Below are 25,733 nucleotides of genomic sequence, written 5' to 3'. Positions count from 1 at the left end.
GCTCGGGATCCTGGCGCGGTGGGCACCCGGATCACGGCGCGCACGCGCGAATGCTGCGCCGGGTGAGCAGCGCCGCGCAGGCCACCGCACCGCAGGCGATGAGCACGCCGGGGAGGAGCCAGGCGGTCTCCCCCGCGAGCGCCGACGCCGCCGCGCGACTCAGCACCGAGGTTGGCACCCACTCGAACACGCGCGCGAGCCACGGGGCGAGGATGTCGAGCGGGAGAACGCCGCCGGTGAGCAGCACCACCGCGGGGACCACGATGCCGAGCGCCATGGCCCGCGCGGTGCGCGTCACGCGGGCGGCGACGATGGCGGCGAGCAGCGCCCCGAGGGCGGCGCAGGCCACCGCGGCGGTGAGCAGCATCCCGAGGGCGACGGCGAGCGCCGTGAGGCGCGGATCGATCCCGAGCTGGTGGTGCGCGACGCTGCGCGGGATCGCGACCGCGCCTGGCACGGCGGCGGCTGCGGCGAGCGCGACGCCGATCACCACGGCGAGTGGCCGGATCGCGTCGTGCAGCTGCGCGCGCAGCAGGGCGCCGGGCCCCACCGGCGTGGTGGCGAGGAGGCGCAGCACCCCGCGCTCGCGCGCGTCGACCACGGGCACCGCGACGGCGCCGAACGGGAGCATGATGAGCACGACGGCAAGGGTGAGCGGGAGCCCGGCGCGCATGACGAGCCCCGCCGCCCCGAGCAGCACGTCCGAGAGCGCGAGCAGCACAATGCTGGCGATGGGGATCCCACCTGCGGCGAGCGCGCGCAGCGGGGCGCGCCGCCGTTCGGCGCGCACGGCCTCGCGGAGATTCACGGTTCCCCGTTCACCGCGCGCAGGTACACGTCCTCGAGCGTCGCCTCCCGCACAGCGATCCCCGAGGCGTGGAGCCCGCGGGTGAAGGTGATGCGCCGCAGCAGCTGATCGGGATCGGCGCTGCGCACGCTGACCCGTACGCTGCCCGCGAGTGGCGGCGCCTCCTGATAGCGATCCCCCACGGCCGTGGTGAGGAGCTCGCGGGGCGTGTCCGCGGGGATCGAGAACGACAGTTCGGCGCCCTCCGTGTTCGTGCGTGCCAGCTCGGCTGGCGCCCCCTGCGCGATGATGCTGCCGTCGACGAGGATCAGCACCTGGTCGCACAGCGACTGCGCGTCGTCGAGGTGGTGGGTGGTGAGCAGCACGGTGGTGCCTCCCGCGCGGATGTCGCGGATCAGCTCGGCGATCCTGAGCCGGCTCGCTGGGTCGAGGCCGGCGGCTGGCTCGTCGAGGATCACGACGCGCGGCCGGCCGATCAGCGCGATCGCGATGAGGAGCCGCCGCGTCTCGCCCCCGGAGAGCCGGCGCACCTGGGTGCCGCGGCACTCGTCGAGCTGCACGCGCGCGCGAAGCTCGGCGAGTTCCGCCGGCCGCTCGTGGAACGACGCGAAGAGCGCGAGCGTCTCATCGACGGTGAGGATCGGGAACAGCGCCGCCTGCTGCGGCTGCACACCGACCGCCGCGGTGATGGTGGCGCGCTCGCGCGCCGGGTCGACGCCGAGCACCCGCACGCTCCCGCTGCTCGGCGCGGTGAGCCCGGCGAGCAGGTCGACGGTGGTGCTCTTCCCCGCCCCGTTCGGGCCGAGGAGCCCAACGATCTCCCCGGGGTGCACGCTGAGGGAGATCCCGCGCAGGATCTCGGTGTCCGCGAAGCGCTGATGCACGTCGACGGCCTCGATGATCGGTGCCGCCTGCGCGCTCACTTTCGGCCCCCGGATGGCGGGGCGTCTGCGGCGTCGGGGGTGAATATCTCCTCGATCGTCCGGCCGAACACCCGCGAGATCCCAAACGCGAGCGGCAGCGAAGGATCGTATTTCCCGGTCTCGAGCGCGTTGATGGTCTGGCGGGAGACGCCGAGCGCCTCGGCGAGCTGCACCTGCGACCACCCGGCCGCGGTGCGGAGTGCGCGCACGTCGTTTCTCATGTGGCTGCCCGGTACGAGATCACCATGGCCGCGCCGCCCCAACTCGTCATACCGATCACGAAGACCCCCCAGAGCGCGAACGGGATCGGGCCGATCACGGTCTCGACCATGCCGAGCACCACCGCCGCGAGCATCGCCGCGACAAAGCCCACCGCGGCAGCGGACATCATTCGGGGCTTCATGAACTCGTCAAGGCCGCGCACGAAGCCGAGCGTGGCGAGCAGCATCCACAGCACGGGCAGGATCGGCAGGAGGCCCAGCACGACGCCGAGCGGGGTGCCGGGGTCGGCGATGCCGCCACCACCGAGGAAGAGCGCGAGGTACAGCACGGCCGCGATCCCGATCTGCCAGGCGAAGCGCCGCACGTTGTTCCGCTCGCGCGTGGTCATTTCGCTCATGTGTGTGCCTCCTCGGCTCGGGGGTGGGTGTGGCTCGCCGCCCAGCTGAAGCGGCGGGCGGCGGCGACGCCGCAGCCGAGGCCAGCGAGCAGCATGAGCGCCCAGTACACGGGGACGGGCAGGAGCGGCGGCATGCCGGCGAGGTCCGCGGCGAGCGACTCAACGAGCCAGCCGCCAGGGAGGATCCCGCTCGCGATGCGGACCGGCTCCGGCAGCAGCGCGACGGGGAGCACGGAGCCGGCGCTCATGACGAGCGCGAAGCACACCCCGGTCATGAGGGCCTGGCTCGCCTCCGGCTGGGCGGCGCGGGACGCGAAGAGTGCGGCGAGGCCGAACAGCAGCACGAGCGCGCACAGCACGGTGATGAGCAGTCGCGGCAGCGCCGCAGCCTCGATGGTCTGGCGCGCGAAGGCGATCGCGATCACGCCGCACACGCTGACGAGCACGAGTCCCAGCCGATTCGGCACACGGGACAGCAGGAAGAGGCCGCGCGGCAGCGGCGTCGTGCCGAGCAGCTGCAGTGTCCCCCGGCCGCGCGCGGCGACGAGCGGCACGGTGGTGCCGAGCAGCGCGATCGAGGCGAGCGCTGCGACCAGGATCGTGCCGAGGTTGAGGCGCAGGAAGTCGGGCATCGGGAGGTCATCGCGCCCGACCACGTCGATCTCGCCCGCGGGAACCCCGGCCGTGCGGAGGGCACGCCACACGGGGTCCCAGCCGACGCGCGGCTCGGTCACGGCAACGAGGATGTGCTCGCCGGCTGCGCCGCCAGAGACGCGCGTGTTGGGGGCGGCGTCCGCCTGATTGACCCGCAGCTCGGCAGCGTCGAGCGCGGCGTCGATGCGGGCGGCGGCTGGGCCGCCGAGCCCGGTCGTGTCGACCCGCGGCGCGGCTCCCGCGACGGAGAAGGCCAGCCACATGCAGCTGTGCAGGATGACGAGCACGAGCGCCATCGTGAGCATCGACAGGCTGACCAGGCGGTCCCGGCGCAGATCGCGCGCGTCGGCGCGGACGAGCGCACGGAACGCGCCGGCGCGGGTGCGTGGCTGCATCACTCCTCCAGACGTCAAGTTTCCTTGACATCGAGGGAATCACGGCGCGGGTCGAATGTCAAGGTGACTTGACATAGGTGGGGTGGCCCAGCTGGCGGCTAGTGCGTGTGGGCAGCCGCCGCGGCGCGGAGCGCTGCGATCCGGTCCTCCGGCACGCCGCCGTAGACCGCCGAGCCCGCGACGAAGGTGTCGGCGCCGGCCTCGGCAGCGATCCCGATCGTGTCCACCGTGATGCCACCGTCGACCTGCAGCCAGAGGTCGAGCCCCAGCTTCGCCTTCGCCTCGGCGAAGCGGCGCAGCTTCGGCATCATGTCGGGCATGAACGACTGGCCGCCGAAGCCGGGCTCCACCGTCATCACGAGCACCTGGTCAAACTCGGGCAGCAGCTCGAGGTACGGCTCGGGATCGGTGCCGGGCTTCAGCGCAATGCCGGCGCGCGCGCCGATCTCTCGGATGCGGCGCGCGAGCGCGACGGGGTCCGCCGCGGCCTCGGCGTGGAAGGTGACCGAGTATGCGCCGAGCTCGGCGTAGCCGGGGGCCCAGCGGTCGGCGTCGGCGATCATGAGGTGCACGTCGAGCGGCACGGGCGACACGGCTTGGATGCGTTCGACGATCGGCGGGCCCATCGTGAGGTTGGGCACGAAGTGGTTGTCCATCACGTCGACGTGCACGAGGTCAGCCGAGCCGATGGCCTCGAGCTCAGCCTGCAGATTGACGAAGTCGGCGGACAGAATGCTGGGGTTAATGCGCTGCGCGGTCACGACACCAGTCTACGCGTGTCGACGCGGGCGGCGGCCGGTCCGCCCGTCCGCCCGCGCTGAAATCGCGCGCATCTTTCGAAGCCGAAGCGATTACCGTTGAGATCCGCGCGTTCTCGAAAGATGCGCGCGATCTCAGCGCGCGATCTCAGCGCGCCGCCTACGCCTCGCGGCGGAACAGCGCGACGAACATCGCGTCGGTGCCGTGCCGGTGCGGCCACAGCTGCGCGCTCAGCTCGTCGCCCGCGATGTCGAGTTCGCCGCGCGCCACCTCACGCAGCACGGCGCGCGCGTCGAGCTGCGTGAGGCCTGGCGTGCGGCGCAGCAGCCGCGAGACAGCGATGCGCGTCTCGGCGAGGTGCGGCGAGCACGTCACGTACGCGAGCAGCCCGCCCGGTGCGAGGTGCGCGACCGCGGCGTCGAGCAGTTCGGACTGCAGCGCGGTGAGCACGGGCAGGTCGGAGGGCTGCTTCCGCCAGCGCGCCTCGGGCCGCCGACGCAGCGCGCCGAGCCCGGTGCACGGCGCATCGACCAGGATCCGGTCGAACGTCTCGCCCCCGTACGCGTCGTCGTCGCGCCCGTCGTGCGACACGACCTCCACCGTCTCCGACACCGCCGCAACGGAGCGCCGCACCAGCTCGGCGCGGTGCTCCGACACCTCGTTCGCGCGCACACTCGCGCCACCGACGCGGGCCTCGGCACCGAGCACCGCAGTCTTGCCGCCCGGGCCGGCGCACAGGTCGAGCCAGCGCTCCCCCGCACGCACCGGCGCGACGCGCGTCAGCGCGAGTGCGGCGAGCTGAGACCCCTGATCCTGCACCCGCAGCTCGCCCTCAGGCAAGCCGGCGTCAGCGATCGCGCGCCCGGGATCCCCGCCAGCGAGCTCGATGCCGAGCGGCGACGGCCCAGCGACCGCGAGCACGGGGTGCGGCTCGGACGCGTGCTCGTCAGCGACCAGCTGATCGGGATCAATGCCGGCGCCCGGCAGCAGTGCGAGGCTGACGCGCGGGGCGTCGTTGTCCGCCGCGAGCAGCGCGCCGAGTTCGTCCTCGCGACCCTCGGCGCGAAGCGCATCGCGGAGCGCGCGCAGCACCCAGGCCGGGTGCGAGTGGGTCACGGCGAGCGCGTCGTCGGCGGACGGGGCGCTCGCCTCGATCTCGGCGTCCCACTCCTCGTTCGACCCGCGGCCGACGGCGCGAAGCACGCCGTTCACGAATCCGGCCGCGTTCGCGTTCGCCACGCGGCGCTGCAGCTCCACGCTCTCGTTGACCGCGGCGTGCGCCGCCGTGCGCATCCCGAGCAGCTGGTGCACACCGAGGCGCAGCACGTTGCGCGTGCGCGAATCGACGTCGTCGATCGCACGCCCCGACGCGATCTCGATGATGCGGTCGTAGCGGCCGCGCCAGCGGAGCGCCCCGGCGACAAGCTCGGTCGCGAGGCCAGCGTCGCGGGAGTCGAGCCCGGCTTCGCGCACGCGCGCGGGCAGGGCGAGGTTCGCGTACGCCTCGCGTTCATCGACGTCGCGGAGCACGTCGTACGCCACGAGGCGCGCGGCAGAGATGTGCGCGCGCGGCTGGCGCTGATCCCGATCCCGCGGTCCGCGCTGGCCGCGGGAGTTCTGGCCGCGCTGACCGCCCTGGCCGCGCGAGTTCTGGCCGCCCCCCGCCCGGCTCACGCGAGCACCGCCGATCCCTCGCGGCCACGCAACCAGGCCGCGGCGTCCATCGCTGGCTTCCCAGCGGGCTGGACGCGACGCACCTCGAGCGCGCCGAGCGCGCCGTCCGCGCCGGCACCGGTGGTGAGCACGACGGTGCCCGCGACGAAATCGACGGCGCCCGGCGCCGCGCCGGGTGCGAGGCCGGCGGCGGCCGCGAGCTCGAGCAGTTTGATTGACTGACCATCGTGCAGCGCGAACGCGCCGGGCTCCGGCGTGACACCCGCCCAGTGCGCAAGCACCTCGGCGGCCGGCCGGGTGAGGTCGAGCCTCCCGTCCTCACGCGTGAGCTTGTGCGCGTACGTCGCCTCCCCGGTCTGCGGCTCGCCGGCTGCGGGCTGCGCGGCAAGGAGATCCACCGCGTCGCGGACCGCTGATGTGCCGAAGTCGGCCAGCTCGGTGAGCGCGGCGCCAGCAGAGGTGCCCGGCGGGAACTCGCGCGCGTCGCGTGCAAGCACGTCGCCGGCATCGAGCGCAGCGACCAGGCGGAACACCGTGACCCCGAGGGTCTGCTCCCCCGCCTCGAGGGCGCGCTGCACGGGCGCAGCTCCGCGCCAGCGTGGCAGCTCGGAGAAGTGCAGGTTGATCCAGCCGTGCGTCGGCAGGCTGAGCAGCGGCTCGCGCACCAGGCCGCCGTAGGCCACGATCACGCCCAGCTCGGGGTCGAGTTCCGCGACCCAGGCGGTCGCGACGTCGTCCAGCCGGTTTGCGCGGAGCACCGGGATCCCGAGCTCCTCTGCGGCGACCGCAACCGGCGAGGGCGTGAGCACGCGCTTGCGGCCGAGCGGCGCGTCCTCGCGGGTGATGACACCAGCGACCTCGTGGCCAGCTTCGACCAGCGCCAGGAGGCTGGGGACGGCGAACTCGGGGGTTCCGGCGAAGACAATGCGCATCCGCCTATTCTCGCACCTTCGCGGGGCGAGCATCAGCCGAACGCCCGCGCCGGCTCGCGGCGTTCAGATGGTGCTACACTCGCCCCATGCACATCGTGATTCAGTGGTGGGCCGCCTAGGGCGGTCACTCTTCACGCATCTGCATGCACACGACACCGCCTCTCGGAGGCGGTGTTTTTTTGTCTCACGAGCGGCGCAACGACGCAAAGGATCCCTCCCATGACACAGACCACGTCTTCCCCCTACCGCGCCGACGAGGCCGGCTTCTTCGGTGAGTTCGGCGGCGCCCCGCTGCCCCCGTTCCTGGTGGAGCCCATCGCCGAGGTGGCGCGCGCGTACGCCGAAGCGAGCGCGGATCCCGCGTTCCAGCAGGAGTACCAGGCGTTGCTCTCGAAGTATGTTGGCCGCCCGTCGCTGCTGTACTTCGCCGAGAACCTCACCCGCGAGCTCGGGGGCGCGAAGGTGTACCTGAAACGCGAGGACCTGAACCACACGGGCGCGCACAAGATCAACCACTGCCTCGGCGAAGCGCTGCTCGCGAAGCGCATGGGCAAGACGAAGCTGATCGCGGAGACGGGGGCCGGCCAGCACGGCGTGGCGCTCGCCACCGCCGCCGCGCTCGTTGGGCTCGAGTGCGAGATCCACATGGGCGCCATCGACGTTGCGAAGCAGCACCCCAATGTGGTGCGCATGGAGCTGCTCGGCGCGAAGGTCGTGTCGGTCGAGGCGGGCGGAAAGACCCTCAAGGAGGCCGTCGACTCGGCGTTCGCCGTCTACGCGGCGCAGCCAGAGGACTACTTCTTCGCCATCGGCTCGGTGGTCGGGCCGCACCCGTACCCGTCGATGGTGCGCGACTTCCAGTCGGTCGTTGGGCGCGAAGCTCGGGCCCAGGTGCTCGACGCGGAGGGCAAGCTCCCCGACGTGCTCGTCGCCGCGGTGGGTGGCGGATCCAACGCGATGGGACTGTTCGATGCTTTCCTGGAGGACGAGTCCGTGCGCATCATCGGGGTGGAGCCGGCCGGCGAGGGCCTCGATGGGGATCGCCACGCGGCGACCATGACGCTCGGCACGCCCGGCATGCTGCACGGCATGCACACGAAGGTGCTGCAGGACGCGAACGGTGAGCCCTCCCCCGTGCACTCGATCGCATCCGGGATCGACTACCCGGGCGTGGGCCCGCAGCACGCACACCTCGAGAAGCTCGGCCGCGCGGAGTACGTGACCGCGACGGACGCGGAGACGCTCGCCGCGTTCCAGCTACTCACCCGCACCGAGGGGATCATCCCTGCGCTCGAGTCGGCGCACGCCATCGCGCACGCGATCAAGCTGGCGCCGACGCTGCCCGCCGACGCGGTGATCATCGCGAACCTGTCGGGGCGCGGCGACAAGGACGTGGACTTCGTCGCGGAGCGCCTGCGCGGGGCGTGATCCCGCACCCGCATCCTCCTCCCCCTCCCACTCCTCCCCCCCCTCCCCCTCTCGCACGGAGAAATCCAGAATCTCGGGGGCTTTCGCGAGAAAGGCTCCGAGATTCTGGATTTCTCCGAGGGATTGGGGGGTGGGGGCGCGGGCGCGCTCAGCGCTCCGCGCGCGTCACCGGAATCGCGCCGGTGACGCTCAGCTCGTCCTCCCAGCAGCTGATACCGGAAACGTCCGGCAGGCGGTCGCGCGTGAACACGGGGTCCAGCCCGGCGCGCCGCTGCGCTGAGTAGTCCCGCATGAGGCGGAACACGAGCCCGGACAGCAGCGCGATCGCGATCAGGTTGACGAGCGCCATGAGCCCCATGATCGCGTCGGCGGTATTCCAAATGAGGTCGGCCGAGGCCACAGCTCCAACAAAGATCGCGAGGACCGCGAGCACGCGGTACCCGAAGAGCACCCGCGGCCGCATGGAGATGAACTCGATGTTTGATTCGCCGTAGTAGTAGTTGCCGAGGATCGAGCTGAACGCCAGCAGGAAGATGATGATGCTGAGCAGCACGCTCGCCCACGGCCCGAGCGTGCCCTCGATCGCGTTCTGCGTGAGCGCGATGCCCCGGGTCGCCGACGACAGGTCGGGTCCGGTCACGAGGATGATGAAGGCGGTGATCGAGCAGATCAGGAACGTGTCGAAGTACACGCCGAGCGTCTGCACGAGTCCCTGTTTCACCGGGTGGGTCACCGCGGCCGAGGCGCCGGCGTTGGGCGCCGAGCCGAGGCCGGCCTCATTCGAGAACATGCCGCGCTTGATCCCGGTCATGAGGATCATGCCGAACGCGGCGCCAACGACCTCGTTGAAGCCGAACGCCTGCGTGTAGATTGAGGCGAAGACGCCGGGGAGTTCCTCGATGTTCAGGAACACGATCACCAGCCCGAGCAGCAGGTACGCGAGCGCCATGGCCGGCACGACCGCCTGCGTCACGCTCGCGATCCGGCGGACGCCGCCGAACACGACGAGCCCGGTGAGCACGGCGAGCACGATCCCGATCAGGATCGTCGCCCAGCCGGCGCCCTCCTGGGGCAACCCAGCGGTGGTGGTGAGCGTCGCGCTGATCGTGTTTGCCTGCAGCGAGGAGAACGCGAACGGGAAGCAGACGATCAGGATCCCAGCGAACAGGGTACCCATCCAGCGGGATCGGAGCCCGTGCAGCATGTAGTAGGCGGGGCCGCCGCGGAAGCCGTCGGCGTCGCGCACCTTGAAGAGCTGTCCGAGCGTGGACTCGACGAAGCTCGACGCCCCGCCGATGAACGCCATGGTCCACATCCAGAACACGGCACCTGGCCCGCCGATCGCGATCGCGGTGCCGACGCCGGCGATGTTGCCGACACCGACGCGCGAGGCTGCCGAGATCGTGAAAGCTTGGAAGGCCGACACCGACTGCGGCGTACCGTCGCTCTTCACGGGGGTCTTGTCGGTGAGGGTGCGGAACATTTCGGGCAGCCAGCGGAACTGCACGACGCCCGAGCGGATCGTGAAGTACAGGCCGAGCGCCACGAGCACTGGCAGCACTGCCCAGGTCCACAGCCGATCGCCAGCGGCGAGAACGACGTCGTTGAGAAAGTCCATGTGTTCAGGGTATTTCACACTTCGCTCAGGATCGCGGACGCCGCGCAAAGTTTCGTAGTGGGCGTCGGCGCCTGCGTGGCGAGGCCGGCGGGGCTCCGCGTCGCACCGCAGCCCTACGCGTCGAACACGCCCCGATCGTCAAAGCGCAGCCGCAAGGCCTCGGGCCGCGCCCGGCCCGGCGCGCTCTTCGCCCGGGTGCGGGAGGCCGAACCAGCGGCGTCGGCGACGAGGGCACCGCGGAGTCGGCTCGCCACCTCGGCGCCCTGCCCGTAGTCGAAGCGGACGATCGCGCGCACGAGACCGGCCGGCCGGCGCGCGACGCCACCGGCCGGCAGCTGGGTCGGTCCGAGGAAGTCAACGCCGGGGAGGTCGCGCAGCGGCTGCAGCGCGCGCTCCACCTCGTCGACGCCGCCGCTCACGCTCGCCACGCGCACCACGGGCGGATAACGGAGCGCCTGGCGATCCCCCAGCTCCGCGCGCAGCCACTCCTCGGTGCGGCCGGTGACGAAAGCGCGCACCACCGGGCCGCCGCCGGACGCCATCAGGCAGAGCCCATCGGGAGCCGCGAGCGCGGCCGCGTTCTCCCACCAGCGCAGGCAGTCCTCGCCGGCGCGCAGCGTCTCGATGCTGAGCAGGCGCTCCGCGTCGAGCAGCACGACGGCGCGGTACCCGCCTGCCGCGAGCGGCTCGGCGCCGCGCGTCGCGACCACGAGCGCCGGCCGGGCGTCGACGCGCTCGCGCGGATGCTCGCCATCGCTCAGGATCACGCGCGTGCCCTGGAACTGGCGTTCGAACTGCTCGACGGTGCGCCCGGATCCCATGCCGCGCTCTTCGAGGCGTGTGCTCGCGCAGGATCCGCACCGCCAGTCGCTCGCGTATTCGCCGCACCACCGGCACGAGGCGCGACCCACCACGCGAAACCCGATGGGGCCGGCGCAGGCGCGGCACCGTGCGAGGTCGCCGCAGTCGCCGCACACGGCGACGGGAGCGTACCCGGGGGTGGCCACCTGCACGAGCACGGGGCCCGATTTCAAGCCCTCGCGGATCGTGCGCGCGGCGAACTCGGGCACCCGGCCGGCGAAGGCGTCGGGTGTGAGCGAGGCGTCGGCGTGCACCACGCGGGTGCGGCGCGGCGGGTGCTCCTGCGCGCGCACGTAGCCGATCTCGACGAGGCGCTGCACCTCGGCGCTGCGCGCGTGCCCCGCGAAGAAGAGCCCGGCGCCGCTCTGCTCGGCGCGCACGAGTGCCGCGTCCCGCGCGTGCACGTATGGCGCGAGCGGTTCGGCGAGCACCGGATCCCCATCATCCCAGAGCAGGATCGCGCCGAGCGCGTGCGCCGGCGCATACACCGCAGAGCGGTTGCCGAGGATGATCCGCGGCTCACCGTCGAGCGCGCGCAGGAAGCCGGCGTATCGTTCCCCGTTCGACTGCCGCGAGTCGACGCGCACCGCGCCGTCGTGTCCGAGCGCCGCGAGCGCATCGCGGAGCTGATCGAGGTCACGGTAGTCGGGGACGACGAGGATCACGCTGCGTTCCAGCGCGTGCACTTCGAGCGCGAGGCGCGCGAGTTGCGCGGCCCAGCCGCCCACCCACTCGCCGGTGTGCAGCCGCTCGGGGCCGTGCGATGGGGTGAGCGCGAGGCGCGCGCCGGCGATCAGCTCCGCCGCGATGGGCGCCTCGGGCGTTGGGGTCGCCGGTGGCGCTGCGTCGGTTGCCTGCGCCGTTGGCTCCGCCGCATCAGTGGCCGCCGCCTCGGCAGCCGCGAGGTGCTGCTTCTCGACGCGCACCTGGCGCGTGGGGATGGCGAGACGCAGAATGTCGCCGGCCGAGCCGCCCGCCCGATCCGCGACGGCGCGGGCGAGCCGCCAGATCTCCGGCGTGAGCTGCGGCACGCGCGTGACGATATCGGCGATGGGCGCGAGCTCACCCCCGAACTCGCTGCGCGCGACGAACTCGATGACGTAGCCGAAGCTCTTCCGCTCACGTGAACGGAACGGCACGCGCACGCGCTGACCGACACGGATCTCGTCGGCCAGCTCGGCCGGTATCGCGTAGTCGAAGAGGTGGTCGAGCTGCGGGAGCGCGGAATCGAGCAGCACCCGTGCGACGGCGCGGCCAGCCGCACCCTCAGCGCGCTCGAACGCGGATCCCACGGCGCTCCGCTACAGGCCCGCGGCGGCCTGCAGCTCCGCAACGCGGGGCGTAGCCTCCCAGGTGAAGTCGGGCAGCTCACGGCCGAAGTGGCCGAACGCGCTCGTCTGCGCGTAGATGGGACGCAGCAGCGAGAGGTCGCGAATGATCGCGAGCGGGCGCAGGTCGAAGACCTGACGCACGGCCTCCTCGATGCGCTCACGCGGCACCGTCTCCGTGCCGAACGTCTCGACGTAGAGGCCAACCGGGTGCGCGCGGCCGATCGCGTACGCGACCTGCAGTTCCGCGCGCTTCGCGAGTCCAGCGCGCACCACGTGCTTCGCGACCCAGCGCATTGCGTACGCTGCCGAGCGGTCGACCTTCGAGGGGTCCTTGCCGCTGAACGCGCCGCCGCCGTGCCGACTCGCACCGCCGTAGGTGTCGATGATGATCTTGCGGCCGGTGAGCCCCGCGTCGCCCATGGGCCCGCCCACCACGAACGGGCCAGCCGGGTTGATGAAGAACTCCGCTCCGTCGCTTGCGAGCTCAACGCGATCCAGCACGGGGCGGATCACCTCGCGCTCGATCGCCTCGCGCAGCGCCGGCTGCGTGATGCTCGCCTGGTGCTGCGTCGACACGACGACCGCCTCGATGCTGGCCGCGCGATCCCCGTCGTATCCGATGGTGACCTGGGTCTTCCCGTCTGGACGGAGCTCGGGGATCACCCCGGCGCGGCGCACGGCCGAGAGGCGCTCGGCGAGGCGGTGCGCGATCCAGCTCGGCAGCGGGTGCAGCTCGGGCGTCTCATCGGTTGCGTAGCCGAACATGATGCCTTGATCGCCGGCGCCCTGCCGACTGAGGTCGTCGTCGAGGGCGCCGCTGCGCAACTCAAGCGAGGTGTCGACCCCGCCGGCGATGTCTGGCGACTGCTGGCCGATCGACACGGACACGCCGCACGACGAGCCGTCGAAGCCCATGTCCGAGCTCGTGTACCCGATCTCGCGCACCGCGTCGCGCACGATCTGCGGGATCTCGACGTAGCCCGTGGTCGACACCTCGCCGGCAACGTGCACGAGCCCCGTGGTCACGAGCGTCTCGACGGCGACGCGCGCGCCGGGATCCTGCTCGAGCATCGCGTCGAGGATGGAGTCCGAGATCCGGTCGCAGACCTTGTCTGGGTGCCCCTCGGTCACAGATTCCGAGGTGAACTGACGCAGCGACACAATGGCTCCTTGAGCGTGAGAGATGAAACGGGGTGGGTGCGGACGGGGCCCGAAAACGCCGGTGGCGTCGGCACCCATTCAGGGTATCCGACGCCACAGACACTGCTGCGAGTGCAACAAAAGATTACTCGGCGGCCTCCGGCGCGCGCTTCGTCATCGTGAGCTTGCCCTCGACGACCTCGTGCAGCGCGATCGACAGCGGCTTGTCGTCGACGGACGAGTCGACGAGCGGCCCGACGTTGTCGAAGAGGTTGCCGTCGTGCAGATCCGTGTAGTAATCGTTGATCTGACGAGCACGCTGCGAGGCGAAGATCACCAGCGCATACTTCGAATCCACCTTTTCGAGCAGATCGTCGATGGGCGGGTCGATGATGCCGTTGACATTTGCCATGTAAACACTCCTCCGGTTGACCTCACCATCTTAGCCGAGGTTTCGTTTTCGTGCTGCACCCGACACTCGGCGGGCAGTGGCGGTCCGCGATCCGGGGCCTCGGCACCGGCAGCTCCGCCCTTCTTTTCTCTCATTTAGTGAGGGTCCGATCCGCTGAGGCGGTCGATACCGGTTCAATCTCGCACCAATCCGGCGAGGGGGCGGCTCCTGCGAGCCAGGAGGGCACGAACGCGGAGCCGATCCCGAGCGCGGAGCCGATCCCGAACTCGGAGTGAGTGTGATCCGCTAGGACCGAGCAGTACCGGACCCAACCTTCACTAAATGCGAGAAGGCTCCGGGCTCCGCTTCCCGTGCATCAGCCCAGCAAGGAGCGCACGAGCACGTGCCCGCGTGGGGTCGACAGCCTCGTCCACGTCAGCGAGCGCGACACACGCACGGGCTCCGGCACACCGAGGAAGCCCAGCGTCTCCCCCGCGAACGCCGCCGCAGCGGGGATCCCGGGCGCAATCTCCGTGCCCCAGACCGACGCGCGCACCTTGTGCACGAGCGCCTCGCCGGGGTCATCCGGCAGCGCGTCAGCGACCCGAGCGATCCCATCACGCGCCACCGCGCTCAGCGACGCGGTGTCGAGCGCGCCAGCAGGCTCCCAACCCGACACCGGTGGCAGCACGCCGGCCCAGGCGGCCATTGCAGTGACATCGGGCACCTCGAGCGCGAGGCCAATGATCCCGAGCCGCGCGATGCGGTCGAGTAGCGCGCGCGCCTGCACCGTCTCATCAATCTCGGCTTCTGGCGCGGCCGCCAGCTCGAACCCCCGCATCACCAGGACAACGGGCACCGTGTCGGTGATCCCGCGCGACGCCTGCGTGCAGCCGTAGACCGCGAGCACGCTGCCGCGAGTGACGAGGCGCACCTCGTCCTGCCCGACCTTCTGCACGCGCTCAAGGAAAATGCGGAGATCGTCTCGCGTCGCGTGGTCCGCGAGCTGCAGTGTTGCACCCATTCCATTCAGTGTAGTGAGCGCGAGCATCCCGCACTGAGCACCAGCGCGGGCCTAGACTTACTCCTGATCACCCGATCCGAGCGACCGCCAGGAGGACCCATGACCGCCGCTGATCTGCTCATGATGCTCGCCGTCCTCGATTCGGGCGCGCGCACCCGCGAGGACATCCTCACCGGCCCCGCACTGCCAACGCCGCACGGCCGCTCGTTCGGCGGCCAGGTGCTGGGGCAGGCGCTCGCGGCGGCCGGCACCACGGCGCCCGAGGGACGCAGCATCCATTCGATGCACGGCTACTTCCTCCGCCCGGGCAACAGCTCCGAGCGCATGACCTTCGAGGTGGATCGTCTCTACGACGGGCGCTCGTTCTCGACGCGCCGCGTGCAGGCGTACCAGGAGGGACAGGTGCTCATGTCGCTGATCTCCTCCTTCCAGGAGCCGGATACGGGACTCGAGCACCAGGACACGATCGACATGTCGGCGCTCCCCGATCCCGATTCGCTTCCGACCGTGTGGGAGAAGTACGGACACCTGGCCTCGAACGGCCAGGCGTCGTGGATGCTGAATCGCCCATTCGACTTCCGCCACGTCGAGTCGGACATCACGCTCGAGGTGACCGAGCGCACGAACCGGCAGCGAGTCTGGATGCGCAGCCGCGACACGTTTGACGCGCCCCAGATGCTGCACGCTGCCGCGCTGGCGTTCGCGAGCGACTATCTCCTGCTTGAGCCGATCGCGCGGATGCACGGCATCCCGTGGGCGACGCCGGGGATGCGCTTCGCGAGCCTGGATCACGCGATGTGGTTCCACCGCCCGTTCCGCGTGGACGAGTGGCTGCTCTACGAGCTGGAGTCACCCACCGCGCAGAGCGGCCGCGGGCTGACGCACGGGAAGTTCTACGATCGGGATGGCGTGCTCGTCGCGAGCGTGTCGCAGGAGGGCATGATCCGCACGCCGGGCGGCGAGTAGCGCGCAGGCGGCTTCGGCTGCTTCATCGCGGCGGGGCGGCGGGGCAGCTCGCGAGATTGCCCGAAACCTCTTTCCGCTTTGGCGAGCAGGGACTCTGCCGAAACCAGCAGGAGATCCGCATGATTCTGCGGTTTTCTAGGCCGTGAGTGTCGGTGGTGTGTGGGTCAATAGTCCCATGACCGCCACCGGAAATTTCACCCCCACGCAGCTCGCGCGCGTCACCGACGCGGTGCGCCAGATCGATCGCATCGAGCGGGCGCGGCGGGCGTTGGACGCGGAGCGCGTCACGGTGTTCGCTGACGCGCTCAGCGCGGTTCTGGGCGGGGCCACGGTGGGTGAGCGCGAACTCGCCTACCGGTCGCTGCGGCTTGAATTCGCGACCGCGTGCGCGAGTAGCGAGACGCGAGTGGAGCGATTGCTGAGCCACGCGGCAACACTGACTGAGCACTTCACCGACACGCTCGGTGCGCTCCGTGCGGGTGAGATCAGTTTCGCGCACGCGAGGGTGATCACCGCTGCGGGTGCCGTATTTGTGACCGGGGACGTGCGCGCGGACGCCGTGCGCCGCGGCGGGTACGAGAGCGAGGTCATCGCGCAGGCCAGGCAGGAGACCCCGGCGCGATTGCGGCCGATCGCGCGGGCGATCGCCGCGAAGTACGCCGAGCGCACCGTCGAGGAGCGGCACCGGGAAGCGGTTGCACGGCGTTCCGTGCGGGTGCGCGACTTCGAGGACGGGATGGCGGAGCTCGTGGCCTTCCTGCCCGCGGTGGAGGCGTACGCGATCATGGATCGGCTCGGGCGGATCGCACGCAACACGGTGCAGGAGGAGGCCGCAGCGCGTCATCCTGAGGCGGACGAGCCGCGGGGTTCCGAGGACACCGTCGAAGCGTCCGGTCTCCCACACCGCACGAGAGATGCGACGCGCGCAGACGTGCTCCGTGACCTGCTCCTGAGCGGTGACACAGACACGAGTTCCGCTCCAGGGCCGGCGATCCGCGCGAAGGTTCAGGTGGTGGTCCCGGTGGAGATGCTGATTCCGCCAGAGCCCTCCGATGCTGGCGCTGCTCCGGTGTTCGCGGCGCTCGGACGGCGTCCCTCGACCGGCGCGTCTGGCTGGGTGGCCGAGCTGATCGGCTACGGCCCGATTCCCGCGGCGGCCGCGAGCGCCCTCGCCGCGGCAGCGCCGGTCTGGGAGGGAGTGACCACCGCCCCGAGCGGTGATGTGCTCACCGTCGACCGCTACGTCCCGACCCCCGAAATGCACCGCCGGATCGCTGCGCGCGACCTGCACTGTCGTGCACCAGGGTGTCGGGCCCCGAGCACCCGCTGCGATGTCGATCACACGATCGCATCCGCGGACGGCGGGCCCACCTCAACGGCGAACCTCGCGCTCCTGTGCCGCGCCCACCACTCACTGAAGCACCATACGGACTGGCGCCTCACCCAGCTGCCGGGCGGGGTCCTCCGGTGGGTCAGCCCGACCGGTCGGGTGCGGCTCGACCGGCCGCCCAGCCGGGTCAGGTTTCGCGCCGCACCCCAGACGCCTCAGACGACAGCCGAACCGCGCGCGGATTCGGATCCGCCCCACCCGTTCTGAACGGGGCTCACGCCCGCCGCAGACGCACCGGCTCATCCATCCATGCCGACACGGATTCGCGGCCCTCGTCGGAGAGCCGAATCGGGCGCATGGTCACGCCGTCCACGATCACGATGTGGGAGATCGCTCGCGCAACGACCGTGCGCTCCGCCGCAGCACCGTCGACGATCTCGTAGTGCACCTCGAGGCTTGACCCGCCGAGCTTGCCGATCCAGAGCTCGATGGTGATGGGCCGATCGCTGTACTCGAGCACGCTGAGGAACTCGATCTGCTGGTTCGCGACGAGCATTTTCGGGCCAGCTGGGTCATCCCCACGGAAGTGTCGTTCCATGCCGGTACGCTCGCGCCCCGAGCCGAGCCAGAACGTGCGAACGCGGGCCTCCTCAAGGAAACGGGCGTAGGCAACGTTGTTCACGTGGCCGTACGCGTCCTGGTCGCCCCAGCGCAGTTCAAGGTCGATGTGTGTGCGCGCCATATGCGCTCCTCCCAGTCCGAAAAACAGCGGGGCCCGGCTCCACCTGGAACCGGGCCCCGATCACGCTAGTCGCGCGTGAGCTTGCGGTAGGTGACCCGCGACGGCTTCGCCGCGTCGGCACCGAGCCGCTCGATCTTGTTCGCCTCGTACGCCTCGAAGTTGCCCTCGAACCAGTACCAGTTCGCCGGGTTCTCCTCGGTGCCCTCGTAGGCGAGGATGTGCGTTGCGATGCGGTCGAGGAACCACCGATCGTGCGTGATCACCACGGCGCAGCCGGGGAACTCGAGCAGCGCGTTCTCGAGGCTTGTGAGGGTCTCGACGTCGAGGTCGTTGGTCGGCTCGTCGAGCAGCAGCAGGTTGCCGCCCTGCTTGAGCGTGAGCGCGAGGTTCAGTCGGTTGCGCTCACCACCGGAGAGCACCCCTGAGGGCTTCTGCTGATCCGGCCCCTTGAACCCGAAGGTCGACACGTAGGCGCGCGACGGGATCTCGGTGTTGCCCACCTGGATGTAGTCGAGCCCGTCGGAGACGACCTCCCAGACGGTCTTCTTCGGGTCGATGCCACCGCGGGTCTGGTCGACGTAGCTGAGCTTCACGGTCTCGCCGATCTTCAGCTCGCCACCGTCGAGCTCCTCGAGCCCAACGATCGTCTTGAAGAGGGTGGTCTTGCCCACGCCGTTCGGGCCGATGATGCCGACGATGCCGTTGCGGGGCAGCGAGAACGACAGACCGTCGATGAGTGTGCGACCGTCGAAGCCCTTGGTGAGATCCTTCGCCTCGAGCACGAGGTTTCCGAGGCGCGGGCCTGCGGGGATCTGGATCTCCTCGAAGTCGAGCTTCCGCGTGCGCTCGGCCTCGGCTGCCATCTCCTCGTAGCGCGCGAGGCGCGCCTTCGACTTCGCCTGGCGACCCTTGGTGTTCGAGCGCACCCATTCGAGCTCTTCCTTCAGACGCTTCTGGAGCTTCTGATCCTTCTTGCCCTGCACCTCGAGGCGCGCGGCCTTCTGCTCCAGGTAGGTGGAGTAGTTGCCCTCGTACGGGTAGAGGCGGCCGCGGTCGACCTCGCAGATCCAGGTCGCGACGTGGTCAAGGAAGTACCGGTCGTGGGTAACGGCCATGACGGCGCCGGGGTACTTCGCGAGGTGCTGCTCAAGCCACAGCACGCTCTCGGCGTCGAGGTGGTTGGTCGGCTCGTCGAGGAGCAGCAGGTCGGGCTTCTCGAGGAGCAGCTTGCAGAGCGCGACGCGGCGCTTCTCGCCGCCCGAGAGGTTCGAGATGATCGCATCGGACGGCGGGCAGCGCAGCGCGTCCATGGCCTGCTCGAGCTGGTTGTCAAGGTCCCAGCCGTCGACCGCGTCGATGGCTTCCTGGAGCTCGCCCATCTCTGGGAGCAGCTTGTCGTAGTCAGCGTCGGGATTCGCCATCTCCGCGGAGATTTCGTTGAAGCGGTCGAGCTTCCCCTTGATGCCGGCGACACCCTGCTGCACGTTCTCGAGAACCGTCTTGTCCTCGTCGAGCTCGGGCTCCTGCATGAGGATGCCGACCGTGTAGCCCGGGGTGAGTATCGCCTCACCGTTCGATGGCGTGTCGATCCCGGCCATGATCTTCAGGATCGTCGACTTGCCCGCACCGTTCGGGCCGACAACACCGATCTTCGCGCCCGGCAGGAACGCCATCGTCACGTCATCGAGGATGACCTTGTCGCCGTGCGCCTTGCGCGCGCGAACCATCTGGTAAATGTACTCAGCCATATGCTTTCCAGGCGCGAAGAGCGCCCCGAACTCCCTGCTCGTGGTCGATGTGATGAATGCAACTACTCTACCGGCAGGAACCGGGACGCTGGGCCGGTTCGCACAGCCGCGCGGGTGTCAGCGACACAAACTCGCGGCTGCGCCGCGCAGTCTCCGGGCGCTGGCTACTGGCCGGCGATCGGCGCGGTCTGCCCGATGAGGCAGATCGTCTGCTCGGGGCCGAGCGCCGGCTCGACGCGGGCGACGAAGCTCCGATCGTCGGTGACGAGCTGGCCGATCAAGCACTCCGCGCCCGCACGCACGGACACGAAGATGTTGTCGGCGACGAGGTTCGTCTTCGTCTGGTCGAAGCTCACCTGCATCAGCGCGGGATCAAAGCCGGCCTCGGTCACCGCCTGCACGATCGGCGCTCCCTGGATGGGGCTCTCGCCAGCCGCGTAGCTGCGGAGCACCTCGGTGAAGTACGGCAGGTTCTCCTCTGCGGTGCCGCCCGGCACGAACTCCGGGGGCACCTCGGGCGCCGCCACGGTCTCCCGCGGCGGGGTCTCGGGCGTGGGGCCCTCGAGCAGCGAGCAGCCCGCAAGGAGGGGCAGCACGACCGCGAGCGCGGCGATGGCAGTGACGCGACGACGGTGCTGGGCTCGGGGATTCACGTGGACAGTCTACGCACTTCACCCCGGCAGCACGCTGGTGGTTCGCTCACAGGCACGCGGCCGCGCGGTTCGGCCGGCCCATTCTCCACAGTTCGACCCCCACTCGACACCGGGACGCCGTCAGCGGCGATGCTGGATGTGGGTGGACGGTCCGGCACCCGCACGGCACGGGCCGTCCGCCGCACACCCCCATTCGCGCTCAGGCGCCACGACGAAAGCGAGCTCCCCCATGACCACACACGTCAGCATCGTCGGCACGATCGGCACCGACCCGCGGCTCATCCGCACCGCGGCGGACATCCCGCTCTGCACGTTTCGCCTCGCGCACACCGTCCGGCGCTACGACCGCGAAAAGAACGTCTGGACCGACGGCGAGACGAGTTGGTACACCGTGCACGCGTTTCGCAGCCTCGGCGAGCACGCCGCGGCGTCGCTCACGAAGGGGCACCGCGTGCTCGTTGCCGGCCGGCTCCGCATGCGGTCCTGGCAGAGCGAGGAGCGGAGCGGGATCACCGCGGAGATCGAAGCGGACGCCGTCGGCCCAGACCTCCGGTGGGGCACCACGCGCTTCACCCCGGCCGAGCAGCCAGAGCCACGCAGCGCGCCGCCGAGTGCGACAGCGCCCGTCTCGCCGCTCGGCGATGGTGCACCGGGAGCGTCGCGGCTCGGAGTCCCGGCTGCGGCCGACGCCGAGGCCGCGGCGTGACCGAGGCGCCGGCGCTCAGCGCAGGTAGGCCGAGAAGGCCGCGCGCACCTTGTTCACCTTCGGCACTGCGACCGCGAGGCAGTAGCCCTGTGTGGGGTTCTTCGCGAAGAAGTTCTGGTGGGAGTCTTCCGCAGCGAACACCTGGCCGAGCGGCTCGAGCGTCGTCACGATCTCCCCCGGCCACCACTCGACTGCGCGCTCGCGTGCGGCCGCGAACAGCTCGGCCTGGGCATCGTCCGCGGGGAACATCGCCGAGCGGTACTGGGTTCCGACATCGGCGCCCTGTCGGTTCAGCTGAGTGGGGTCGTGCATCGTGAAGAACGCATCGAGAATCACGTCGGCGGGGATCTCGTCGGGGTCGAACGTCACAGCGACGGCCTCAGCGTGCCCGGTTGCACCGGTGCAGACCTGCTCATAGCTCGGGTTCGAGGTGTGTCCGCCGGTGTAGCAGGACAGCACCTCGGAGACCCCGCGGAGCTGACGGTAGGCCGCGTCGAGGCACCAGAAGCAGCCGCCCGCGAGCACGAAGGTGGTGGTGGTCATGGGCTATGCTCCCGTCGACTCGGATGCTGACTCGGCCTGCGACTCGCCGCCGCGCCACCAGGTGTCGGCCGGGCCAACGGGCAGCTGCCGCTTGTGCTCGGTGCCGCGGTAGCGACGCTCCAGATTCTCCGCTGCCGCAGCCGAGACCGACTCTCCGCGGAGGTACGCGTCGATCTCCTGGTAGCTGACGCCAAGGCTCGACTCGTCGGACTGCCCGGGCTGATCATCGAGCAGATCGGCGGTGGGCGTCTTCTCCCAGAGGCGGGACGGAGCGCCGAGCTCGCGCAGCATGGCGGCGCCCTGGCCCTTCGTGAGCCCGGAGAGCGGCAGGACGTCGGCGGCGCCGTCACCGAACTTCGTGAAGAACCCGGTGATCGCCTCCGCGGCGTGGTCCGTGCCGATGACGAGCAGCCCGCGGTCGCCGGCGATGGCGTACTGCGCCACCATCCGCATGCGCGCCTTCACGTTGCCGCGGTTGAAGTCGCTGACCGGCTCCCCCATCGCGTCCGCCACCTGGGCGACCAGGCCATCAGTCCCCGCCGCGATGTCGACGGTCACCGCGCGGTCCGGCTGAATGAAGGAGAGCGCGAGCTGCGCATCGTCCTCGTCTCGCTGAACCGCATAGGGCAGGCGAACCGCCACAAACTCGGCCTCGGCGCCCTCGGCGCGCAGCCGCTCCACCGCGAGCTGCGCGAGGCGCCCGGCGAGGGACGAGTCCTGACCACCCGAGATCCCCAGCACAAAGCCGCGCACCCCGGGGATCGAGCGGACGTACTCCACGAGGAAGTCCACGCGGCGCGCGACCTCGGCCGCCGGGTCAATATCGGGCACCGAACCGAGCCGGCGAATGATCTCCTGCTGCATATCGCTCACCCTCCACACTCTACTCTCGGGGGCCGCGGACGGCTACGCGACCGCCTCATCGAGCGGCATCAGGCAGCGCGGGCCGAGAAGCCCCTTCAGCTCGCCGAAGAGGTCGGCGGAGACTCGAACCTGCAGCGGCAGCTCGAACACGCGGATCGCGGTCGACGTCATGAGGTTCAGCCGCACCTCGCTCTCACCGCGATGGCGCAGCAGTGTGCGCTTCAGCTCATCCATGAGGTCCTCGGTCGCTCGCGTGTCCGAGATCGTCAGCATCAGCGTTTCCGCGTCCTCCTGCACCGCCGCGTCAATCGGTCGCACCCCGTACGCGTGCATCGACATCCCATCGTCGCGCGCGTTCATCTTGCCGCGGATCGCGACAATCGAGTCCGGCTGCAGGAGCGCTCCGAACTCCTGATACGACTTCCCCATGAACAGCGCCTGGATCTCACCGGTGAAGTCCTCGATGGACACCATGCCGTAGAGGTTGCCCGACTTCGCCGTGCGGTGCTGCACGCTCGTGAGCAGCCCGGCAATCGTGACGATCTCGCCGTCAAAGCCTGGCGAGGCGTCGGGGTTCGTCACCTGCTGCACCGTCGCGCTCGCCTCCTTCGCCAGCGCCGAGTCCAGCCCGCGGAGCGGATGATCCGACACGTACAGGCCGAGCATCTCCCGCTCGAACGAGAGCTTGTCCTTCTTCGTCCACTCCGGTCGATCCGGCACCTGCGAGGCTGTCTCGGAGTGCTCGCCCGCCGCCTCAGCCGCCTCGGCGAACAGGCTGTCGAAGTCGAAGCCGACGTTGCCGTTCTCCGCGTCGCGCTTCTCCTTCACCGCGCTCTCGATGGTCTGCTCGTGGAGCTCCACGAGCGCGCGGCGCGTGCCGCCGAGCCCGTCGAACGCGCCGGCCTTGATGAGCGACTCGATGGTGCGCTTGTTCAGCACGACGAGCGGCACCTTCTTGAGGAAGTCGTGGTAGGTCTCGAAGGAGCCTTTCGCCTCGCGGGCCTCGCGGATCGCCTCGACCACGTTCGTACCGACGTTGCGGATCGCCCCGAGGCCGAAGCGGATGTCGTCACCCACCGCGGAGAAGTTCGCGAACGAGTCGTTGACGGCGGGCGGGAGTACCTTGATCCCCATCCGCCGGCACTCGTTCAGGTAGATCGCGAGCTTGTCCTTCGAGTCGCCGACGCTCGTGAGCAGCGCCGCCATGTACTCGCCGGGGTAGTGCGCCTTGAGATACGCGGTCCAGTACGAGACCACGCCATATGCCGCGGAGTGCGCCTTGTTGAACGCGTAGTCCGAGAATGGGAGCAGGATGTCCCACAGCGCCTTGATCGCGGCCTCCGAGAACCCTCGCTCCTTCATGCCGCCGGAGAAGCCCGCGTACTGCTTGTCGAGCTCTTCCTTCTTCTTCTTGCCCATCGCGCGGCGCAGAATATCTGCCTCACCGAGCGAGAAGCCCGCCACCTTCTGCGCGATCGACATCACCTGCTCCTGGTAGATGATGAGGCCGAAGGTCGTGTCGAGGATCTCCTTGAGCGGCTCCTCAAGCTCCGGGTGGATCGGCGTGATCGGCTGCAGGCCGTTCTTGCGCAGCGCGTAGTTCGTGTGCGAGTCCGCACCCATGGGCCCGGGCCGGTACAGCGCGAGCACCGCCGAGATGTCCTCGAAGTTGTCCGGCTTCATGAGCCGCAGCAGGCCACGCATGGGGCCGCCGTCGAGCTGGAACACGCCGAGCGTGTCGCCGCGCGCGAGCAGCTCGTACGACGCCGTGTCGTCGAGCTCGAGCCGCTCAAGGTCGAGCTCGACCCCGCGGTTCAGCCGGATGTTCTCGAGCGCGTCGGAGATGATGGTCAGGTTGCGGAGCCCGAGGAAGTCCATCTTGATCAGGCCGAGGCCCTCACACGTTGGATAGTCGAACTGCGTGACGATCTGGCCGTCCTGCTCGCGCTTCATGATCGGGATGATGTCGATCAGCGGATCGCTCGACATGATCACGCCGGCCGCGTGCACGCCCCACTGCCGCTTCAGACCCTCGAGGCCGAGCGCGGTCTCGTACACCCGCTTCGCGTCGGGATCCTCCTGGAGCACCGTGCGGAACTCGGCGGCCTCCTTGTAGCGAGGGTGATTGGGATCGGTGATGCCCGAGAGCGGGATGTCCTTCGCCATGACGGCGGGCGGCATCGCCTTCGTGAGCTTCTCCCCCATGCCGAACGGGAAGCCGAGCACGCGCGAGGAGTCCTTGAGCGCCTGCTTCGACTTGATCGTGCCGTAGGTGACGATCTGCGCCACGCGCTCGTCGCCGTACTTCTCGGTGACGTACTTGATGACCTCGCCGCGGCGACGATCATCGAAGTCGACATCGAAGTCGGGCATGGAGACGCGGTCGGGGTTGAGGAAACGCTCGAAGATGAGCCCGTGCTGCAGCGGGTCGAGGTCGGTGATACGCATCGCGTACGCGGCCATGGAACCGGCGCCCGAGCCACGGCCGGGGCCGACGCGGATCCCGTTGTCCTTCGACCAGTTGATGAAGTCGGCGACGACGAGGAAGTAGCCGGGGAAGCCCATCTGCGTGATGACGCCGGTCTCGTACTCCGCCTGCTTGCGCACGGCGTCCGGGATCCCGTTCGGGTAGCGGTAGTGGAGGCCCTTCTCGACCTCCTTGATGAACCAGCTCTCCTCGTTCTCGCCCTCGGGCACCGGGTAGCGCGGCATGTAGTTCGCCGAGGTGTTGAACTCCGACTTACACCGCTCGGCGATGAGCAGCGTGGTGTCGCAGGCCTCGGGCATCTCGCGGAAGATGTGCCGCATCTCCGCGGCTGACTTCAGGTAGTAGCCCGATCCGCTGAACTGGAATCGATTGGGATCATCGAGTCGCGATCCCGACTGCACGCAGAGCAGCGCCGAGTGCGACTCGGCGTCCGCCTCGTGAACGTAGTGCAGGTCGTTCGTCGCGACGAGCGGAATGCCGAGATCCTTCGAGATCGCGACGAGGTCCTTCTGCACCCGGCGCTCGATGTCGAGGCCGTGATCCATGATCTCGCAGAAGTAGTTCTCCTTGCCGAAGATGGCCTGGAACTCCGCGGCCGCCTCGCGCGCCTCCTTGTACTGGCCGAGGCGCAGCCTCGTCTGGATCTCCCCCGAGGGGCAGCCGGTCGTGGCGATGAGCCCCTTCGAGTACTGCTGCAGCAGCTCCCGGTCCATGCGCGGCTTGAAGTAGTACCCCTCGATGGAGGCGTAGCTCGACAGCCGGAAGAGGTTGTGCATGCCCTCGGTCGTCTCCGAGAGCAGCGTCATGTGCGTGTACGCGCCGGCACCGGACACGTCGTCGCCGCCGCCGTCGCCCCAGCGCACACGGGTGCGATCGCTCCGGTGCGTGCCGGGCGTCACGTACGCCTCGATGCCGATGATGGGGTTCACGCCGTTGTCGCGCGCGGTCTTCCAGAAGTCGAACGCGCCGAAGGTGTTGCCGTGGTCAGTGACCGCGATCGCGGGCATCCCCTGCTCAGCGGTTGCTTGAATGAGCGGTTTCACCCGGGCCGCGCCGTCGAGCATCGAGTACTCGCTGTGCACGTGGAGGTGAACGAAACCGTCTTTTTCTGACACCGAATGGGCCCCTTTCGCCGA

Annotated in this window: 23 protein-coding genes; 4 read left to right on the top strand and 19 right to left on the bottom strand. The window is 69.9% G+C overall.

Annotated elements, in window-relative coordinates; all coding sequences use genetic code 11:
- Positions 1-31: 31 nt before the first annotated feature.
- The 8 genes from EGM46_RS01485 to EGM46_RS01455 form a co-directional block, all read right to left on the bottom strand.
- On the bottom strand, positions 32-808 hold the full coding sequence (locus EGM46_RS01485) for an ABC transporter permease (RefSeq protein WP_125098406.1): 777 nt from the start codon (positions 806-808) through the stop codon (positions 32-34).
- The gene (locus EGM46_RS01480) at positions 805-1,731 is read right to left on the bottom strand and encodes an ABC transporter ATP-binding protein (protein WP_164512775.1); all 927 of its coding nucleotides are present in this window, start codon (positions 1,729-1,731) and stop codon (positions 805-807) included. The genes EGM46_RS01485 and EGM46_RS01480 overlap by 4 nt, the downstream gene beginning before the upstream one ends.
- A complete protein-coding gene (locus EGM46_RS14650) occupies positions 1,728-1,952 on the bottom strand; it encodes a helix-turn-helix transcriptional regulator (RefSeq protein ID WP_164512774.1) in 225 nt (74 codons plus the stop codon). The genes EGM46_RS01480 and EGM46_RS14650 overlap by 4 nt, the downstream gene beginning before the upstream one ends.
- A complete protein-coding gene (locus EGM46_RS01475) occupies positions 1,949-2,350 on the bottom strand; it encodes a hypothetical protein (RefSeq protein WP_125098404.1) in 402 nt (133 codons plus the stop codon). The genes EGM46_RS14650 and EGM46_RS01475 overlap by 4 nt, the downstream gene beginning before the upstream one ends.
- On the bottom strand, positions 2,347-3,399 hold the full coding sequence (locus EGM46_RS01470; RefSeq protein WP_125098403.1) for an ABC transporter permease: 1,053 nt from the start codon (positions 3,397-3,399) through the stop codon (positions 2,347-2,349). The genes EGM46_RS01475 and EGM46_RS01470 overlap by 4 nt, the downstream gene beginning before the upstream one ends.
- A gap of 98 nt (positions 3,400-3,497) precedes the next feature.
- Positions 3,498-4,160: a ribulose-phosphate 3-epimerase gene (rpe, locus tag EGM46_RS01465; RefSeq protein ID WP_125098402.1), complete on the bottom strand. Its 663-nt coding sequence runs from the start codon at positions 4,158-4,160 to the stop codon at positions 3,498-3,500.
- A gap of 157 nt (positions 4,161-4,317) precedes the next feature.
- The gene (locus EGM46_RS01460; RefSeq protein WP_241156113.1) at positions 4,318-5,832 is read right to left on the bottom strand and encodes an RsmB/NOP family class I SAM-dependent RNA methyltransferase; all 1,515 of its coding nucleotides are present in this window, start codon (positions 5,830-5,832) and stop codon (positions 4,318-4,320) included.
- A complete protein-coding gene (locus tag EGM46_RS01455) occupies positions 5,829-6,764 on the bottom strand; it encodes a methionyl-tRNA formyltransferase (RefSeq protein ID WP_125098401.1) in 936 nt (311 codons plus the stop codon). Before EGM46_RS01455 ends, EGM46_RS01460 begins: the two co-directional genes overlap by 4 nt.
- A 219-nt stretch (positions 6,765-6,983) precedes the next feature.
- Between EGM46_RS01455 and trpB the strand changes: the two genes are divergently transcribed.
- On the top strand, positions 6,984-8,192 hold the full coding sequence (trpB, locus tag EGM46_RS01450; RefSeq protein WP_125098400.1) for a tryptophan synthase subunit beta: 1,209 nt from the start codon (positions 6,984-6,986) through the stop codon (positions 8,190-8,192).
- Between the two features lie 148 nt (positions 8,193-8,340).
- On the opposite strand, the gene EGM46_RS01445 is transcribed toward trpB, so the two are convergent.
- The 5 genes from EGM46_RS01445 to EGM46_RS01425 all read right to left on the bottom strand — a co-directional run bounded on the left by EGM46_RS01445 (position 8,341) and on the right by EGM46_RS01425 (position 14,557).
- Positions 8,341-9,810 (bottom strand): alanine/glycine:cation symporter family protein, encoded by a 1,470-nt coding sequence (locus tag EGM46_RS01445; RefSeq protein WP_125098399.1) that lies wholly within the window; start codon positions 9,808-9,810, stop codon positions 8,341-8,343.
- A 113-nt stretch (positions 9,811-9,923) separates the two neighbouring features.
- Complete coding sequence (locus EGM46_RS01440; protein WP_125098398.1) at positions 9,924-11,963, bottom strand: hypothetical protein; 2,040 nt, start codon at positions 11,961-11,963, stop codon at positions 9,924-9,926.
- 9 nt (positions 11,964-11,972) lie between these two features.
- On the bottom strand, positions 11,973-13,163 hold the full coding sequence (gene metK / locus EGM46_RS01435) for a methionine adenosyltransferase (RefSeq protein WP_125098397.1): 1,191 nt from the start codon (positions 13,161-13,163) through the stop codon (positions 11,973-11,975).
- A 124-nt stretch (positions 13,164-13,287) separates the two neighbouring features.
- Positions 13,288-13,554 carry a DNA-directed RNA polymerase subunit omega gene (rpoZ, locus tag EGM46_RS01430; RefSeq protein ID WP_025133648.1) on the bottom strand — a complete coding sequence of 89 codons (267 nt, stop codon included), beginning with the start codon at positions 13,552-13,554 and terminating at the stop codon, positions 13,288-13,290.
- A gap of 355 nt (positions 13,555-13,909) precedes the next feature.
- Positions 13,910-14,557, bottom strand: a complete 648-nt coding sequence (locus EGM46_RS01425; protein ID WP_125098396.1) for a hypothetical protein — start codon at positions 14,555-14,557, stop codon at positions 13,910-13,912.
- A gap of 99 nt (positions 14,558-14,656) precedes the next feature.
- On the opposite strand from EGM46_RS01425, the gene EGM46_RS01420 reads away from it, so the two are divergent.
- Together EGM46_RS01420 and EGM46_RS01415 are read left to right on the top strand one after the other, a co-directional pair.
- Positions 14,657-15,523 (top strand): acyl-CoA thioesterase, encoded by an 867-nt coding sequence (locus EGM46_RS01420; RefSeq protein ID WP_125098395.1) that lies wholly within the window; start codon positions 14,657-14,659, stop codon positions 15,521-15,523.
- Between the two features lie 175 nt (positions 15,524-15,698).
- On the top strand, positions 15,699-17,120 hold the full coding sequence (locus tag EGM46_RS01415) for an HNH endonuclease signature motif containing protein (RefSeq protein WP_125098394.1): 1,422 nt from the start codon (positions 15,699-15,701) through the stop codon (positions 17,118-17,120).
- A gap of 7 nt (positions 17,121-17,127) precedes the next feature.
- On the opposite strand, the gene EGM46_RS01410 is transcribed toward EGM46_RS01415, so the two are convergent.
- From EGM46_RS01410 to EGM46_RS01400, 3 genes are all read right to left on the bottom strand, one after another.
- A complete protein-coding gene (locus tag EGM46_RS01410) occupies positions 17,128-17,595 on the bottom strand; it encodes an acyl-CoA thioesterase (RefSeq protein WP_125098393.1) in 468 nt (155 codons plus the stop codon).
- A gap of 65 nt (positions 17,596-17,660) precedes the next feature.
- Positions 17,661-19,343, bottom strand: coding sequence for an energy-dependent translational throttle protein EttA (gene ettA, locus EGM46_RS01405; protein ID WP_125098392.1), 1,683 nt, complete (start codon positions 19,341-19,343; stop codon positions 17,661-17,663).
- A 164-nt stretch (positions 19,344-19,507) separates the two neighbouring features.
- Positions 19,508-19,996, bottom strand: coding sequence for a DUF6993 domain-containing protein (locus EGM46_RS01400; protein WP_125098391.1), 489 nt, complete (start codon positions 19,994-19,996; stop codon positions 19,508-19,510).
- Positions 19,997-20,225: 229 nt separating this feature from the next.
- Here EGM46_RS01400 and ssb point away from each other — a divergent pair, with 229 nt between their 5' ends.
- A complete protein-coding gene (gene ssb / locus EGM46_RS14645; protein ID WP_164512773.1) occupies positions 20,226-20,702 on the top strand; it encodes a single-stranded DNA-binding protein in 477 nt (158 codons plus the stop codon).
- 15 nt (positions 20,703-20,717) lie between these two features.
- Here the strand turns inward: ssb and msrA are convergent, their stop codons facing one another.
- Genes msrA through dnaE form a run of 3 tightly spaced genes read right to left on the bottom strand, consistent with a single transcriptional unit; the run spans position 20,718 to position 25,661 of the window.
- A complete protein-coding gene (gene msrA / locus EGM46_RS01390) occupies positions 20,718-21,245 on the bottom strand; it encodes a peptide-methionine (S)-S-oxide reductase MsrA (RefSeq protein ID WP_125098389.1) in 528 nt (175 codons plus the stop codon).
- Between the two features lie 3 nt (positions 21,246-21,248).
- The gene (nadE, locus tag EGM46_RS01385; protein WP_277425204.1) at positions 21,249-22,118 is read right to left on the bottom strand and encodes an ammonia-dependent NAD(+) synthetase; all 870 of its coding nucleotides are present in this window, start codon (positions 22,116-22,118) and stop codon (positions 21,249-21,251) included.
- A 33-nt stretch (positions 22,119-22,151) separates the two neighbouring features.
- A complete protein-coding gene (gene dnaE / locus EGM46_RS01380) occupies positions 22,152-25,661 on the bottom strand; it encodes a DNA polymerase III subunit alpha (protein ID WP_241156119.1) in 3,510 nt (1,169 codons plus the stop codon).
- Between the last annotated feature and the right edge of the window lie 72 nt (positions 25,662-25,733).

The sequence above is a fragment of the Leucobacter chromiireducens genome (assembly GCF_003917135.1).
In the GTDB taxonomy this organism is placed as follows: domain Bacteria; phylum Actinomycetota; class Actinomycetes; order Actinomycetales; family Microbacteriaceae; genus Leucobacter; species Leucobacter chromiireducens_A.
The sequence above is the reverse complement of the archived record's forward strand: the minus strand, read 5'-3'. Positions and strand labels throughout refer to the sequence as shown.

What these genes read in the sequence shown, in the direction of transcription:
- EGM46_RS01425 (WP_125098396.1), bottom strand. Translation starts at nt 14,557, where the DNA reads ATGGGTGCAACACTGCAGCTCGCGGACCACGCGACGCGAGACGATCTC.
- EGM46_RS01445 (WP_125098399.1), bottom strand. Translation starts at nt 9,810, where the DNA reads ATGGACTTTCTCAACGACGTCGTTCTCGCCGCTGGCGATCGGCTGTGG.
- ssb (WP_164512773.1), top strand. Translation starts at nt 20,226, where the DNA reads ATGACCACACACGTCAGCATCGTCGGCACGATCGGCACCGACCCGCGG.
- ettA (WP_125098392.1), bottom strand. Translation starts at nt 19,343, where the DNA reads ATGGCTGAGTACATTTACCAGATGGTTCGCGCGCGCAAGGCGCACGGC.
- EGM46_RS01455 (WP_125098401.1), bottom strand. Translation starts at nt 6,764, where the DNA reads ATGCGCATTGTCTTCGCCGGAACCCCCGAGTTCGCCGTCCCCAGCCTC.
- EGM46_RS01420 (WP_125098395.1), top strand. Translation starts at nt 14,657, where the DNA reads ATGACCGCCGCTGATCTGCTCATGATGCTCGCCGTCCTCGATTCGGGC.
- EGM46_RS14650 (WP_164512774.1), bottom strand. Translation starts at nt 1,952, where the DNA reads ATGAGAAACGACGTGCGCGCACTCCGCACCGCGGCCGGGTGGTCGCAG.
- trpB (WP_125098400.1), top strand. Translation starts at nt 6,984, where the DNA reads ATGACACAGACCACGTCTTCCCCCTACCGCGCCGACGAGGCCGGCTTC.
- dnaE (WP_241156119.1), bottom strand. Translation starts at nt 25,661, where the DNA reads ATGCTCGACGGCGCGGCCCGGGTGAAACCGCTCATTCAAGCAACCGCT.
- rpoZ (WP_025133648.1), bottom strand. Translation starts at nt 13,554, where the DNA reads ATGGCAAATGTCAACGGCATCATCGACCCGCCCATCGACGATCTGCTC.
- EGM46_RS01410 (WP_125098393.1), bottom strand. Translation starts at nt 17,595, where the DNA reads ATGGCGCGCACACACATCGACCTTGAACTGCGCTGGGGCGACCAGGAC.
- msrA (WP_125098389.1), bottom strand. Translation starts at nt 21,245, where the DNA reads ATGACCACCACCACCTTCGTGCTCGCGGGCGGCTGCTTCTGGTGCCTC.
- EGM46_RS01475 (WP_125098404.1), bottom strand. Translation starts at nt 2,350, where the DNA reads ATGAGCGAAATGACCACGCGCGAGCGGAACAACGTGCGGCGCTTCGCC.
- EGM46_RS01415 (WP_125098394.1), top strand. Translation starts at nt 15,699, where the DNA reads ATGACCGCCACCGGAAATTTCACCCCCACGCAGCTCGCGCGCGTCACC.
- EGM46_RS01470 (WP_125098403.1), bottom strand. Translation starts at nt 3,399, where the DNA reads ATGCAGCCACGCACCCGCGCCGGCGCGTTCCGTGCGCTCGTCCGCGCC.